At 44.6% G+C, this 15646-nt stretch carries 14 protein-coding genes; 6 read left to right on the top strand and 8 right to left on the bottom strand.

All coding sequences use genetic code 11. The features are described from left to right. Positions 1-20 precede the first annotated feature (20 nt). From BM358_RS01875 to BM358_RS01860, 4 genes are all read left to right on the top strand, one after another. Positions 21-1274 carry an MDR family MFS transporter gene (locus tag BM358_RS01875; RefSeq protein ID WP_028542757.1) on the top strand — a complete coding sequence of 418 codons (1254 nt, stop codon included), beginning with the start codon at positions 21-23 and terminating at the stop codon, positions 1272-1274. A 19-nt stretch (positions 1275-1293) separates the two neighbouring features. Continuing rightward, a complete protein-coding gene (locus BM358_RS01870; RefSeq protein ID WP_028542756.1) occupies positions 1294-1848 on the top strand; it encodes a nucleotidyltransferase family protein in 555 nt (184 codons plus the stop codon). Between the two features lie 42 nt (positions 1849-1890). Next, positions 1891-2313 carry a GNAT family N-acetyltransferase gene (locus BM358_RS01865; protein WP_028542755.1) on the top strand — a complete coding sequence of 141 codons (423 nt, stop codon included), beginning with the start codon at positions 1891-1893 and terminating at the stop codon, positions 2311-2313. Positions 2314-2384: 71 nt separating this feature from the next. After that, on the top strand, positions 2385-3023 hold the full coding sequence (locus tag BM358_RS01860; protein WP_023988131.1) for a GDSL-type esterase/lipase family protein: 639 nt from the start codon (positions 2385-2387) through the stop codon (positions 3021-3023). A 104-nt stretch (positions 3024-3127) separates the two neighbouring features. On the opposite strand, the gene BM358_RS01855 is transcribed toward BM358_RS01860, so the two are convergent. The 7 genes from BM358_RS01855 to BM358_RS01825 form a co-directional block, all read right to left on the bottom strand. Further along, positions 3128-4009 (bottom strand): TetR/AcrR family transcriptional regulator, encoded by an 882-nt coding sequence (locus tag BM358_RS01855; RefSeq protein ID WP_028542754.1) that lies wholly within the window; start codon positions 4007-4009, stop codon positions 3128-3130. Then, a complete protein-coding gene (locus BM358_RS01850) occupies positions 4006-7086 on the bottom strand; it encodes an efflux RND transporter permease subunit (RefSeq protein ID WP_028542753.1) in 3081 nt (1026 codons plus the stop codon). The genes BM358_RS01855 and BM358_RS01850 overlap by 4 nt, the downstream gene beginning before the upstream one ends. Then, the gene (locus BM358_RS01845) at positions 7083-8495 is read right to left on the bottom strand and encodes an efflux RND transporter periplasmic adaptor subunit (protein WP_023988134.1); all 1413 of its coding nucleotides are present in this window, start codon (positions 8493-8495) and stop codon (positions 7083-7085) included. Before BM358_RS01845 ends, BM358_RS01850 begins: the two co-directional genes overlap by 4 nt. A 227-nt stretch (positions 8496-8722) precedes the next feature. Further along, positions 8723-9400: a tetratricopeptide repeat protein gene (locus BM358_RS01840; RefSeq protein WP_028542751.1), complete on the bottom strand. Its 678-nt coding sequence runs from the start codon at positions 9398-9400 to the stop codon at positions 8723-8725. A 172-nt stretch (positions 9401-9572) separates the two neighbouring features. Beyond that, positions 9573-9944 (bottom strand): iron chaperone, encoded by a 372-nt coding sequence (locus tag BM358_RS01835; protein ID WP_028542750.1) that lies wholly within the window; start codon positions 9942-9944, stop codon positions 9573-9575. A gap of 160 nt (positions 9945-10104) precedes the next feature. Further along, positions 10105-10635: a GNAT family N-acetyltransferase gene (locus BM358_RS01830; RefSeq protein WP_023988137.1), complete on the bottom strand. Its 531-nt coding sequence runs from the start codon at positions 10633-10635 to the stop codon at positions 10105-10107. Between the two features lie 239 nt (positions 10636-10874). Further along, positions 10875-11909, bottom strand: coding sequence for a C40 family peptidase (locus BM358_RS01825; protein ID WP_023988138.1), 1035 nt, complete (start codon positions 11907-11909; stop codon positions 10875-10877). Positions 11910-12160: 251 nt separating this feature from the next. Here BM358_RS01825 and BM358_RS01820 point away from each other — a divergent pair, with 251 nt between their 5' ends. After that, positions 12161-13312, top strand: coding sequence for an iron-containing alcohol dehydrogenase (locus BM358_RS01820; RefSeq protein WP_028542749.1), 1152 nt, complete (start codon positions 12161-12163; stop codon positions 13310-13312). A gap of 95 nt (positions 13313-13407) precedes the next feature. On the opposite strand, the gene BM358_RS01815 is transcribed toward BM358_RS01820, so the two are convergent. After that, the gene (locus tag BM358_RS01815; RefSeq protein ID WP_023988140.1) at positions 13408-14004 is read right to left on the bottom strand and encodes a TetR family transcriptional regulator; all 597 of its coding nucleotides are present in this window, start codon (positions 14002-14004) and stop codon (positions 13408-13410) included. 245 nt (positions 14005-14249) lie between these two features. Here BM358_RS01815 and BM358_RS01810 point away from each other — a divergent pair, with 245 nt between their 5' ends. Further along, the gene (locus tag BM358_RS01810; RefSeq protein ID WP_028542748.1) at positions 14250-15371 is read left to right on the top strand and encodes an NADH:flavin oxidoreductase; all 1122 of its coding nucleotides are present in this window, start codon (positions 14250-14252) and stop codon (positions 15369-15371) included. The last annotated feature ends 275 nt before the right edge of the window (positions 15372-15646 follow it).

Genomic DNA, 15646 nt, shown 5'->3' with positions numbered 1-15646 from the left:
GGAGGACGTAAGAGACATATATGAAAGAACAGTTACGTTCCATTCACCCGCTGGCCTGGACGATTATTGTCGGTACAATTTTTGGACGGATGGCGACATCCATGAGTATCCCGTTTTTGTCTATTTACCTTACCACCCGTCTAGGGGTGTCCCCCTTTCATACGGGGGTGATCGTATCGGTCAGCTCGTTGGTCGGCATTTTTGCCAGCTTTTACGGTGGATATATTTCAGATCGAATCGGACGGCGAAAGGTGATGCTGGTGTCCATTGCGAGCTGGGCGCTTGTATTCGTTGCTTTTGCGTTGGCGGAAGCGGCCTGGGCCTTTTTTGTCATTAATGCTCTGAATGGACTGTGCAGATCCTTGTTCGAGCCAACCTCACGGGCACTGTTATCAGATGTAACCCCGAAGGAGAAAAGACTGCTTATCTACAATATGAGATATGCAGCCATTAATGTTGGGGTGGTGGCAGGGCCGTTGCTTGGTTTAATGTTAGGATCTGCATCCACGGGGACGCCGTTTATGGTAGCTGCTGGTGTGTACGCATTGTACGGGGTACTGTTGTTGATCCAATTTGCCCGGTATGCATCGGATCTGCATATAGGTACAACGGCGGGAGAGGCTCCACTGCGGATGGGCGAGGCATTCCGTACAGCCAGCCGTGATCCGGTGTTTATGCCGATTTTGCTGGGAACGGTATTTTGTGTGATGGGCTATGCTCATTCCAATTCCACAATGCCTCAATTCTTGTCCTTATCCTTCGCAGAAGGAACCCGATGGTTTACATACATGCTGACGGTCAACGCGGTTTGTGTATTGGCATTTCAATATCCGCTGGTGCGATTGGCAAGTCGATTTTCCCCGGTGAATTCCTTGATTGCAGGGAATATATGTATTGCGGTCAGCCTGTTGCTGTGCGGTATGCTAAACTCAGGCTGGATGTTTATACTGGATATGGTGCTGTTTACGGTTGGTGAAGTGTTATTGTTCACGATGTTGGACGTACTGATTGACCAAATTGCAGATGCTCAATATAAAGGGACCTACTTCGGTACAATCGGCTTTAATAATTTGGGAAGCGTGCTGGCTCCTTTATTTGGTGGCTGGTTGCTGGATATCTATGGTCAAACGGCGCCGCTTGCCGTTTTTGTTCCGGTTGCCCTGTCGGTTGTGATTGGCATTCCGTTTCTTCTGGTCGCACGCCGCCGTCTGGCGCAGCGTACAGCACGGATCGCGGCTCAAGGAGGAGAATCGGTGCAGCAACTGTCATCATAAAAAGGGAGTTGAGTGCAGGATGAAGTCGGAAGAAAATGTGCTACGAATCATACAATATATGAATGATCCGCAGGTACTGCAAGACTTGCGATATGTGCGAGAGCTGAAGTTGCCGCAAGGATGTATTGCCGCAGGCTATGTACGTAACCGGGTTTGGGACAAGCTCCATGGCTATACAACTGCTACACCTTTAAACGATATTGATGTTATTTACTTTGACCCGAGAAATACGCTAGAGGAACGAGATGAGTATCTAGAATTGTCCTTGAACCGTAAGCAGGCCGGACGTAACTGGTCTGTCAAAAATCAGGCTCGGATGCATATTCGCAACGGGGAGGCTCCTTATTCCTCGATAGAGGATGCGATGAGCCGCTGGCCAGAGACGGCAACGGCTGTGGCGGTTAGATTGAATGACAAGGATCAAATAGAGGTCATTTGTCCGCATGGATTGGAAGATCTGCTGGATATGCGGGTACGGCAAAGCCCTTTGTTTAGTCACACAACGGCTTTTCGTCAGCGTGTATTTGAGAAGCAGTGGCTTGATAACTGGCCGTTGCTTATTATGGAGAATTAGAGGTAATCCTAATTTCAGGATATTAAGGAGAGACGACAAACAATGTTTAAAAATATAAAAACAGATTCAGATCGTGAGGAGGTTCTGGAGCTGTTAACCTACGCTGTGCTGGATCATCCTGAACGCGGAGAAGCAGCTTTACGTACCTATCAAGCCTCGAATGACTGGAAGCTGTTCGGTGTAGAAGATGAAGGACTTATTGTAGGTATTGTTGGCTTTGAGGAGCAGGAGGATGGAACAACCGTAATTCGCCATCTGGCCGTGTTGCCTGAAAACCGTCATAGAGGATATGCCAGAGGTATGCTGCTTACGCTTATTCAGGAGCGTAATCCGAAACGGCTTACTGTGGACACGGATGCGGAGGGGGCAGATTTCTTCCGCAATGTGGGCTTTGCCGTATATGGATCAGAGGATTTGCCGGATGGTGGGCAATTCCATTGTGTATATGAAATAGACGAAGAATAAGCGAATCTCCGGGTCCCGCGTTCCTCTTTCTACATAAGATATGTTATGTAGAAAGAGGGAGGTGGGTTTCATTGGCGTACCACTATACAGCGATTGGAGATTCTTTAACAACAGGTGCGGGGACGTTGCTGAGCGGCGGATTTGTACCTATCTATCGGCGAATGGCAGAAAGACATCTCCGTACGCCAGTCAGTTACGAGAATCTGGGAATTAACGGGCTGACATCGCAGGAGTTGCTGTCAATGGTCCGCAACAATCCGCTTTTTCGATCGGCGCTCAGCCGGGCTGAACTTATAACGGTAACGATCGGCGGGAATGATCTGCGCCCATACATCAGCGCCCTTGCTGGAGATTCCGGCTTGTCGGGTTCCTCCATTCCGCAAGCACTGAATCACACAAAAGAACATGTGCGCCAAATTGTACATGCCCTGTATCAGATAAAGTCCGGTCAGCGTGAGCCATTTATCATCCGAATGGTGGGATTATATAATCCTTTTCCAGGGGTAAGGGAGGCGGGAGTGTATGTGCGCCAGTACAACTCGTTTCTCTACACATTGGGCGGACCCAATTACCGGGTGGCGAACATTTATCCCGCATTTGAGGGCTATGAACGGGCACTACTTTCGTTAGACCGGGTGCATCCGAACAGTCGTGGTTATCGCGTGATTGCAGAAGAGCTGAATCGGCTTGGTTATGCACCGTTACGGTGAGCGTGAGAGGATGCTTTGGATCGGACAAAGTATATTAAAGAAAGAGGTTCATGATGGCAGTAGAAACTGACCATCATGAACCTCTTTTTATGCATTTCGGCGTGCTAAATCTCCAATACAGCCTTCAGCTTGGTACAGTCTTCCAGCAACTCGGGCAGCTGCCCCAAAAATAGAAGAAGGGCTTTCACGTGAGCTATTTCCACGTTTTCTTCCGAGATCTCACGCTGTAATCTGCTTAGGATTTGCACATATTCATTCCGGGTAGCTTCATTTAATTTAGTTTGTTTCAGAACCGTATCTATACGTTGCAGTGCATAGGAGATTTGTTTTCCTTTGGTCCAGATTTGATCAGAATCTTCATAGAATACGGAATCGCGGCCCCACATGATTTGATGTTGAACATCAGGGCTCAACATTCCTTGTGCCAGTATATCCGTAATGCTGACAATAAATTCAGCCAGTGTTTGATGCTCCGTTGAGGACAGTTCTGAATCGCTCATTCGGAAGGAATTAATAATGATACTTTTGATGACAAAATTGATATCGTGCGCATAGTCACGTATAGATTGTCCATAAGCATCAATTAAGAAATCAACCATCACGTTAGACAAATAATGTTCAACACGATCAATGGCTTGTGCGATTTTTTCTTCCTTAGAACCGATTAAAGGGACGGAGTATACCAGCAAATGAACTTTATTCTTATAAATCCGGCCCAGCGCAATCAAATACAGTTGTCTCAACTTTTCACGGGAAGGTAGCTGGTGCTTCAAATAAAGTTCTTTAATATCTGCATCAAGAAGTTTTTCAATCAGGACGATTGTCCCCAGCAGCAACTCTTCTTTACTTTGAAAGTATTTATAAAAGGAAGCCTTGACCATCCCGCTTTTGCGGGCAATTTCATCCACCGAGGTGGCATCGTACCCTTTTTCAGAAAACAGGGAAAGGGCGGCATAGATAATATCTTCACTCGTTATTTTTTTCATTGTACCCCCAATTTTTTGCTCTGACTTTTTAATTTCCAGCGGGCAATAACCATATACAGGGACGGAACCACAAACATCGTAAGAATGGTCGAGTACATCAATCCAAACATAATGGTATACGCCAGCGGTCTAAACATAAGCTCTCCAATAAGCGCAATCGGAATCAGACCGACAATGGCTGTCAGTGAAGTAAGCAATATGGGACGGAAACGCGCTTTGGTCGCTGCAATAACCGCCTCCTTCAGTTCGATCCCTTCACGTCTTGCATCCTCAATAAACTCAATCAGCACAATGCCGTTACGTACGACAATACCTGCCAAGGTCATTAAGCCCAACACGCCCATAAAACTAACCGGCGTATTTAGAATGAACAAGCCAAGAAATCCGCCTGCTGCTGCCATATACACGGTAGTCAATATGATGAGTGGAGTCGAGAAAGAATAAAATTGCAAAAAGATCAGCATGAAGATTAATAGTATGACGACAACATATAACCATCCTATTTCTGATAAAATGTCATCTTGTCCTGAAATCTCGCCGCCAATTTCCCAAGTGTAGCCTGGAGGAAATTTAATGTCCTGCAATTTAAGCTTGACGTCCTTCATGACTTCGGAAGCTGTACGCCCGTGAACTTCAGCTTCAACAGTAATCGAACGCTTTAAATTATAATGGTTAATTTTTTGTGTTGCAAAGGATGGCTTCAACTCAGCCAATTGAGATAAAGGGATTTGAACACCATTGGCATTGGTCACATTCAATTGCTGAAACAAAATTTCAGGATTTTGATCGGTTTGGCTTAGCTTCAGCTTAATATTTATCAAATCTTTCCCCGTATCAAATCGGCTAAAGCTCACGCCATTACCCATTAACAAGAGTGTACGTGTCAGATCATTATTGCTTACCTGATATTGATCCATCGCTTGTTTGTTGATTTGGAAATCCAACGTATAGCCTTCATTTTCCATATTGTCTTGTATGTCCTGTGTTCCTCTGGTAGCCATAATGCCTTCTTTTAACTGCTGTGACAACGAACGCAACTGATCTACATCATTGCCTAAAATCCGAATGGAGATCGGCTTACCGAGAGGCACCCCCACTTTGGCTATTTTCAAGGAAATGGATTGACCCGGATAACGATCCTTTAAGATGGAGGGCCATTTGTCTGCCATTTCATCGGGATCAAATGCACCTTCTTCCCCAATAATAGCAATTTGACCCACGGTTGTGCCTGTTTTGGCGTCAGCGGTCATATCTTGAAACAACCGGGGAGCATCGCCGCCAGCCGCATAACTGATCGTTTCCACATGAGGTTGCTGCTTCACCCATTTGGCAATATCCACGGTGACCCGCTTGGTTTCTTCTATAGAAGTACCTGTAGGCATACGCACATTAATGCTTAATTCCGGATCGTTGGTTCTGGGGAACAGGTCGATCGGAATCAGAGCAAGTATGCCGTACAGCGTGGTACTGATCAATAATCCTAATGCAGCATATAATCCAGGTTGCTTAATGACTCTCGGAATCAGCTTGCTGGTATATACGTTACGAAGAGCATCAATTTGTTTTCCCAGCAGTCCCGACGGCTTCATGGTGGAGTTGGGCGTTTTTTGATTTCGTTGTCCATACCATTCTCTAAAGATTGGGATGACGGTAAAGGACATGAACATGGAAGCCAATAACGTAAAGATAACAGCAAACGGTAATGGTTTGATAAGGGAGCCTGCATCGCCTGATAAAAAGAACAGCGGGGCAAAGGAGGCTACAGTTGCCAGGGTTGCGGTCAAAATGGAAATGGAAACTTCTTTCGTTCCATTTAATGCTGCTATCTTGGGACTCTCGCCCAAGGTCATCATTCTGCGTTCAATATTATCATTAACCACCACAGCATCATCGACTAGAATCCCCATTACAATAATTAAGCCAATGACCGTAACCTGATTCAATGTTATTCCGAGCATAGGGAGAATAATGAGACCTATGGCGATTGAAATAGGAATAGCCAGTGCCACAAAAGAGGATGTAATCAGATTCAAGCCCAATGTACATACGATCACAACCGCCGCAATGGCAAACAGCAATTCACGGGTCAAGCCATGAAAAATATGATCAATCCGCTCGGTCTGTGAAAATAACGTATTCAGTTGAAACGTATTAGGCAGATCTGGTTTTAACAACTGCATTTCTTTATTTACTTTGCTATAAATCGTGTCTACGTCAGAGCCGGTATTACCGTTAATCGTCAGCGTAATAGCTGGTTTACCGTTAAAAAAGGCCATATAGCTGCTGGTGTTATGTGTAAGCAATACGGTGCCCACATCACTGAGATACACAGGAGCGCCACTTTCAGTTTTGGAAATAATGACTTTACTCAAATCCTGAGCATTCTTGGACTGCGTCACATTCATTCGGTAGGTACGTTCATTGTAATCCAGATTGCCTATCGGATATTGCTCATTTTCCTTCTGCACTGCACTCATGAGCTGTTCCCAACTGATATGGTACTGCTGGAGCTTTTGAGCATCAATCTGAATCTGAACCTCTTGATCCGGTAATCCCTTGATTGTTACTTCCGATACACCGGGAATGGTTTTTAATTGATCCTTCCATGATATCACCATATCATTTAGTTGATACAATTGCTCCACAGAGTCCCCCGTGATGGCGTAGGAATGGATAAATACTTTATTCAAATCATCGTTAACGACAGGCTTTTGAGCATCTGTGGGCAGAAAAAATTGGGCATCGTTCATTTTTTTGCGTAATGTATCCCAGGCTTCTGTGGCATTGGCGTTGCCTTCTGTCTCAATGATAATCGTCGAAAGTCCATTTTCGGATGTAGAAGAAATCTTTTTAATATGATTGATTTCTTTCATTTTTTGTTCCAGAGGCTTTGTGACCGTTTGTTCTACCTTTTGGGGTGTAGCTCCAGGGTAGAGGGTCGTGACCACAGCGGTTTTCTTGATAATATCCGGCGTTTCCTGCCGGGGAAGCTGAGAGACACTATACAGCCCGGCAACAATCGACATGATAAAAATAAAGAGGGTCAGTTTTTTCTTTTTGATAAAATATGCAATCATTTGCTCGTTCCCCCCATGATCTGAACGAGCAGCCCATCGTAGATCAGGTTTACTCCGGTGGTAACGATACGATCCCCGACATTCAGCCCCTTGGTAATTTCGAGCTTATTGTTGGACATCTGACCGACATTCACGACCGTCTTGACCGCTTTGTTGTTCACCACTTTATAGACAAAAGTATCTGTACCGTTATTAATGACAGCCTTGGCTGGGAGCAAAATTTGCTCACTTTGGGTCAATTGGCGGCCTGCCTTTACGACTTGTCCCGGGGCCCAATCATGCTGGGTGTTAGGAACAATCACTTCCACGTTGATACTGCCCGTATTGGTGTTGGTGGCCGGATAAATTTTGCTGACCGTTCCTTCTCTGTTCTCATCGTACAGTTGAAGCTGGACGGTCTGACCTTGCTTCCAGTTCGTGATTTCATGATCGGGAACAGGGAGCAGCACCTTGAGCTTGTCGATTTGTCCGATACGATATACCGGCTGTCCAGCGCTCGCCAATTGTCCCACCGTTGCTTTTTTCTCCAGAATAACGCCGGAAATGGGGGCTTTTAAAGCTGTCTTGGAGAGGGAAAGTTCGGCTTGCTTTTTGGCAATGACCGCTTGCTGATATGCTGCAGTAGCGTTATCTTTAGTGGCTACTGCCTGTTCCTTCGCGGCGATGGCAGACTCTTTCCCGGCTTGGGCTTGGTGCAAGCTGGATGCTGCCGATTGCCGATCTTCTATTGTCGCTCCCTCCTGTATTAAGGAGAGGGCATCTTGTGCATCCTCCAGGTCCCTGGAGGCGTTGGTTAAAGCAAGCTGTGCATTTTCATAATCGTTTTTGGTTGCAGCTCCCTGATCATATAAAAGCTTGGTGCGTTCAGCGGTAGCCTGTGCTTTAGTCAAAGCGGACTGTGCTCTTTGCACTTTGGTACGGACCTGTGCCCTTTCCTGCTCACGGGCACCCTTGTTCACTTTGTTAACTCCAGCTTGAGCTGCTGCCTTTTGCGCGTCGGCGGATTGAATGGAGGCATCTGCACTTGAAATGGCAGCTGTAGCATTTTTGATACCTGCCTGTGCTTCAAGGATAGCTGTACTAGCCTGCTCCAGTTGTAGCTGGTAGCTGGATGAATCAAGCATCGTCAAGATCTGCCCCTGGGATACGGAGTCTCCCACATTGACAACTGTGTCGCGAATCAGTCCGGATAACTCAAAAGATACGGAGGTATCCTCATAGGGCTGTAGCGTGCTTGAAAGGTCAAAAGAAGCAGACAGCGGTTCTTTTTTAACAACCATCGCTTCTACCTTTTGATTTTGTTGTTCTGCTGCTTCTTGATCACTCGATCCTGTAGATGAGCAAGCTGAGGTGAACAGAAGAATGAATATAGCAGATATGTAGAGACTGGGTTTTAACAAGATGATCATCCTTTCTGTCTTTTTTGTACTTTAAAGTTTATGTATAAACTCATCAGTTCATAAACGGATTATATGACCTGATTTGTGGCATGTCAACAACTGATTACAAAAAAATGCCTCAAATTCAGGATGCGAAAGGGAGCCGATTCAGGTCCGTGGAAGTACATGGTAGACAAACGTAAAAACGACCTTTCTCAAAAGAAGAGAAAGGTCGTTAAGAAAATAAATATAGCTGTTTAGCCGATTAATTTACGGAATAAGCTACGTACAGCCCACTTGCGCTCACTTCGTTTACGGTATTTGGGCAGAGAGCGATAGACGGCAATGGACTGGTTAAAGGCTACAATGGCCTCATCCTTGCGTCCCAGCATACGGTACATCAAGCCTGTCAGATAATAGCCCTCACTGGAAGAAGACTGAATCTCCTGAAACTGCTGCAGATAATGAAGCGACTTATTGACGTCACGTTCCTTGAAAGCAGCGGCTAAATGCAAATAAGGCTCACCGTATTGCACCCGCGGGTTAATATCCAGTGCTTTCAATAAATGCTGTTCTCCAACCTCCAGATGGTTTGTGTGTACTTCAGCCGTTCCCCGTGCGTTCCAATAGTCTGCTGATTCTTCATAACGGGATTCAATTTCCAATAACAGCTCCAAAGCCTGCGGATATTTCTTGCTTTCGATCCAGATACGTGCCAAATCGAACTTGGCAGCCACATCGTTGGCGTTTAGCGTAATCTGTTGGCGCAATTGAGCGGCATTGCGTCTTCTTTTCCATGGTTTGCTGATGCTGGGCAATACACCCACAAAGCTGCGATCTAATATATAGATCACGATTAGGAGTACGAGCATTGCCAAAAACGGGTTGCCGAGCAAACTCCATAGTAGAGAGAAAATTAAAAATTTCCCAATCATTCTGCTCCAATCCTCCTGTGCATGTAACAATCCATACTTTCCACATTATAGCATAGGGTCACTTTAAGGGTCATTAGCATGATGAGATTTGGAAGGATGGTAGAGGGGGCGAGAAGAGAAATACTTATTTGTGATGCTCGATGTATAGTTTTACGAGAAAAGGAACCTTTTTTTATTTCCGCCAAAAGGTTGAACAGTCTGCCTTATCCAAAATATTAAACTCGATCATTTTCTCAAGTAATGAGAAATCAACGGGACTATCCCACTGGATACGTACCAACTGCTTGGTGTGATCATAGCCAGCCTGCACAATTAACTCAGAAAAATGATTAATCCCTGCCTTTTCAGGGGCAACGGCCAAATGATGTTTGGCTACGCTAAAGCCAATAATAAATGTGCCGTGATCCGTAAACATAGGTTGATTCCACGCAATTTTTTCCATTAAATTTGGAAACTTCTTGGTTACCCAAGCCAAAACCTCTTGCGTTCGGGCCCGATGTTGGGGGTTATCAATATGCTCTAAATATTCTGCAAAAGCTTCCATGTTGTTCCCTCCTTAATTAAAAATTATATCGTTCAGAAAAATTCCTCAAACATATTTGTGATTAAATGGTTTAACTATCATTTTATCGCAGCAACATGTTTCTCAAGGAATAATTGTCTGTTGAATAATCAAAAATATATTTAGATATAAAAAACACCTTTTATGTCCTGTTATATTCCTCAGCAAGAATAGAGTACAAACATGAATCATGAAACTCACCTTTGTAGTACCAGTGTTCACGCATCAAACCTTCACGTTGCATTCCGATCTGTTGCATAACCTTCTCAGAAGCCTTGTTTTCTGGACGACATGTTGCATAAATACGGTGGACAGCAAGTGTGCTAAATCCAAAGTCTAGTAACGCTCGTGCTGCCTCTGCTGCATAACCCTTCCCTTGATAATCTGGATTCAAAACGTAACCCAATTCTGCATTAGTATCTTTGACATGAATACCCATACCGCCGATCAGGATTCCATTATTTTTCAGACAAACGGCTAGTTCGTAGTCTTGTCGTGGCTGTTCCTGCTGCGAAGCTAAAACTTGTTCTATATATGCCTTTGTATCTTCTTCTGTATTCGGTCCCCAGGCTGTATATCTAGTAACTTCAGGCAATGACGTGTACGTATGTATACTTTCCCAATCAGATCTGAAAATATCACGAATGATGAGCCGGTTTGTCTCAAACTGCATAATTATTTATTCCTCCTGTCTATAGTCAAAAGACTCTACCTAGTATTTCAAAACGATTAATACCTCAATCCAATTTTTTAAGCGAACGTAGTCTTTAAACGTTATGACCTCCATTTTACAATGAATCCAGACCTTTTGCCGCCTGAACGCAATCCGCAAGGGAGCGTCCGGCAAAAGGCAATTAGAAGATAATGAATGTGGACTGGAATAGCCTACTGTTACTGGCTATCTGGTTCGTCCTAAAACAGCCTGCGCGCTGTTACGAAACGTTTCTGCCATTTATCGTCAAGCGTGTCAAAATGAACGCCGCGTTCTTTGGAGAAGGTATGCAGCAATTTGTTGTTCCCTGCATAGATAGCCACATGGCCGATCTCTAGCCCGCGTGCGCTGAAAAACAGCAGGTCGCCTTTGCGCAGCTCGTTCAGCCCGACCTCCCGCCCTTCTTTAGCCTGATCATAAGAGACACGGGGGAGGTCGATAGAGAGCGTATGCTGGAACACTTCCCCCACAAAAGAAGAACAATCAAAGGTCGATGTCTGTCCGTTTGCTGCGCCGAATTCATAAGGGGTACCGAGAAATTTCTCTCCGTAGGCGATGAGTTCATCTCCCTGCCGTTCCGCCAGGGATGGGCTGGAATAGTCGCTGTATTTTGGTTTTGCCGATATGTATCCGGTCAGGTTGTCTTTAGTGCGCACTTCCAGCCAGAGAGCATTGACCTCGCGGATGACGTGAACCTTTTCGCTGGCTGGAATAAGCCGCAGGGAAGGGGAAGCTCCCGATGAATCCGGTTCGCTGCGCAGGTTGACCCTGGAAAGAACTGTTGTGAAAAAATCGTCCCTGGAGGCAATCCGGATTGTCCGGGTAAGGGCATCCCACTTCACTGTGCTCCCAAGTGCTTCGCTCACAAAACGCAGTGGAATCATCGTGTTGCCCTCAACGATCTGTCCCGGAACATTCAGGGACAGCGTTTTGCCGTTTAGGGTAGCAACGAGTTCCCCGATGTGGTAGGTCAGCACCGTGTCGGTTTTGGTTGCTGTTACGGTTTTGCTGAATCCGTTCCAGGAAAGCACAGCTCCTTGCGCCTCAAACAACTGACGCATGGGGACGAGCGTTGTCCCGTCTAGCAGCAGCGGCTCGGCGGCAAGCTGAAGCGGGTGGTCATCCACATAAACGGTCGTCACTGGAGTCAGCGGTACCGACTTCGCATAAGACGGGTTTGCTTGGAGCAGCGATACTGCCAGCAGAGCCAGCAATACTCCCTTGTTGATTGTCATGCTGTCATCACCTCGTTGTTAATGTGTTCATCTAAGTTGTACGAGGCTTCCTCCGATTAGTTGTGTACCAAATATTGGATTCGTTTAAAAAACAAAACAAACAAAAATAAAACCAATAAATATCTGTGTTTCATTATTGACATCAAAATAAAATAAAGATAAAATTATAAATGTGAAATATTTCACTTTAGAGAATAATTCTATATTTAGCGAGGCAACAAGAAGTGAATTCTTTAGGAGGCCGATTTTATATGAGTGCACATGTATTTTTTGTACCATCTATCAATCTTATGGGAACAGGCTGTTTGCATGAAGTTGGGCCGTATATAAAAGAACTGAATTTAAACAAAGCTCTAGTCGTTACGGATAAATTTTTGATGAAGAGTGGCATTGCAGGCAAGGTTACATCTTTGCTAGATGATATTGGATTGAACTATGCGGTATACGATGAAGTAAAACCAAATCCGACCTGTAAAAATGTACATGATGGTGTTCAGTTTCTGCAAGAAAACGGATGTGACTTTTTAATTTCGATTGGCGGAGGATCACCACAGGATACGGCTAAGGGAATCGGCATTATTGCTACCAACGGGGGACATATAACCGAGTATGAGGGCGTTCATAAATCCAAGCATAAATCGCTTCCTATTGTAGCTATTAATACCACAGCAGGAACATCGGCTGAAATCACGATCAATTATGTCATTACGGACGAAGAGCGCAAGGTCAAGATGGTTATGGTTGATAAGAATAGTGTAGCTACGATTTCGGTCAACGACCCTGAACTGATGGTAGACAAACCCGCCGCGTTAACGGCAGCTACAGGACTAGATGCTTTGACCCATGCTATTGAAGCTTTGGTTACGCCAGGTTCCTATCCTGTAACGAATGCGACTGCGTTGGCAGCAGTAAAGATTATTTTTAATCATTTGGCTCGTACAGTGAGCAACGGTCATGATATAGAAGCACGTGAGCAAATGGTATACGCTATTTTCTTGGGAGGACTTGCATTTAATAATGCCGGATTGGGTTACGTTCATGCGATGGCGCATCAGCTTGGCGGCGTATACGATTTGCCTCATGGTGTTTGTAATGCCATGCTGCTGCCGATTGTGGAGGAGGAGAATGCCAAGCATGTACCAGAGAAGTTTCGTGCCATCGCTAAGGTCATCGGTTTTGAAGATAAGGGGAAAACGGATAAGGAATGCGCAGACTATGTAATCCAAAGAATCAAAGACCTGTCGAAGGAAGTAGGGATTCCTTCCAAACTTTCTGAACTGGGTGTAAATGAAGTGGATTTGGATCTGCTTGCCGAGAACTCAATGAAGGATGCTTGCGCTCCGGGCAATCCGTTCATACCTAGCAAAGAACAAGTTATCGAGATGTTTAAGAAAATTCTTTAAATAAAAGATGCAATTATTTTACTAAATACTATAAGGGCTGTCCCAGGAACTGATCGAAGTATACTGGGAACGGCCCTTTTTATTCGCATTTTCTGCTAAGAGATTTGTGAGACTAGAGATAAGACAACCCCATTGAAGATTAAAGGCACAGCTCTCTCGGCTAAATCTGTAGGAGACTCTTTTTTTCCTTCCACATTCCAGCGAAAGGTTACACCATAAATGGACCAGCTTAAAATGGTCGCGGCAAGTTCTAACGTTCTTTGGTCTGTATTATTGGCTTCTCTTGTTATGAGTTGAAGTATGAATTGCTCTAATTGATTCTTAATATGTTCTTCCAGGATCGGTGCCACTGAATTATATTTATGAACGCATTGGTTACTTGAGTCGTGATAGTCACATAACGAAAGAATAAGTTTCTGAATGATCTCCTCCGACAAACGTGCCTCAGCATCAATCCTCTTGATAACATACTCCAAAAATGCGTCTGACAAAAGGGTTTCAAGCAGTGCATATTTATCTTGAAAATGTGCATAGAACGTGGCACGGTTAATGGTGGCTTTTTGGGTAATGTCATTGATCGTAATCGTGTAGAAGTCTTTCTTATTTAATTGGTCAACGAATGCGTCGAGAATTAATCTACGTGTTCGAATGACGCGCGGATCGTTTGGGTTGGGTGAGGTTACACCAGGCATCCTCAAGACACTCCTTTCAGGTAAATTAAATGATTCCCCCATTATAAACATGTGTTGTTTTGTCAACAAGTGAGTTTAGATATACAACAATTTTATAACCCTTTTGGTTAAGCAACAGAATGAACATTTTGTCGGTTGAATGATAAATTAAACATTGCTAACATTTCACTTGCACCCCGTTTGATGGTGCACGAGCTTTTTATATATCGCTAAAAACGATAAAAGAAAATGGGGAGGTACAATCCTTGAGTAATCAACCGCAAAATGTCCATTCAACAGAAGCTTTATTTCAACCTTATACCATTCATAATCTGACCCTACAGACTCGTATTGTAATGCCGGCAATGGGCCGCGCTTTTTCACCAAATGGTGTGCCAGGACCGGATGTAGCCGCTTATTATCGCCGTCGCGCAGAGAATGGTGTAGGTCTTATTATTACTGAAGGTGCAGTAATTGACCATCCTGCTGGAACAAGTGAGCCGAGGATACCTAATTTTTATGGAGAAGCGGCTTTAAACGGTTGGGCTGAAGTGGTCAGACAGGTTCATGAAGCCGGTAGTAAAATTTTTCCACAGCTTTGGCATATGGGGATGGCTCGCCCTTTGGGATCTCAGCCGAACCCAGAAGCGCTGTCGATTGGTCCATCAGGGCTGGATCTGGAAGGGAAAAAAGTGACCGAGCCGATGACAGAAGAAGAAATCGTCAAGGTCATTGGGGCCTATGTCGATGCAGCTGCGAATGCAAAACGATTGGGCTTTGACGGCGTTGAAATTCACGGAGCGCACGGCTATCTGGTTGATCAATTCTTTTGGGAGAGAACGAACCAACGTACGGATCGCTATGGTGGCGATATCATAAAACGTGCACAATTCGCCATTGAGCTTGTGGAAGCTATTCGTGCTGAGGTTGGCCCTGATTACCCTATTGCCATGCGCCTATCCCAATGGAAAATGAATGATTACAACGCAAAGCCGTTCGATACACCGGATAAACTGGGGCAACTCCTGAATGTGTTAGTACAAGCGGGCGTGGACATCTTCCATTGCTCGACACGTCGCTTTTGGGTACCTGAATTTGAAGGCTCCGATTTGAGCTTTGCCGGATGGGTGAAGAAGCTGACTGGAAAAACCACGATTACGGTTGGCTCTGTAGGTCTGGATGAGGATTTTGTAAGTTATACGGAAGGGAAAGGGGCAGGACACCAAGATATTAATGAACTTCTGGAACGGCTGGACAACAATGAATTTGATCTGGTAGCTGTTGGGCGTGCGCTTCTGGGTGATCCTGCATGGGCTACAAAAATACGTGAAGGCCGAATTCATGATCTTCAAACCTTTACACCTGAGGTACTTCAAACGCTCAACTAAAACATATCATACTTCCAATATCTCTTTAAATAAACAGTGTAAGCCAAAATACTCAAAGTCAGGTAAGGAACTTTGGTATTTTGGCTTTTTTATGCGTCTGCAATAGTAGTCCACCATGAACCATTTTAGATTAAGTCATATTTGCTTTAAAGTTTTCTTGGGTACTCAAGTATTGAATTTTCTTTAAAAGCTGCTCCATTTAATAAGCTCCTATCTATTTTAGATCCCATTATAACAAACTTAATCCTAGTTCTTTGAATCATTCATATGCTAAA

The organism is Paenibacillus sp. cl130, assembly GCF_900116035.1.
Lineage (GTDB): Bacteria > Bacillota > Bacilli > Paenibacillales > Paenibacillaceae > Paenibacillus > Paenibacillus polymyxa_B.
The sequence above is the reverse complement of the archived record's forward strand: the minus strand, read 5'-3'. Positions and strand labels throughout refer to the sequence as shown.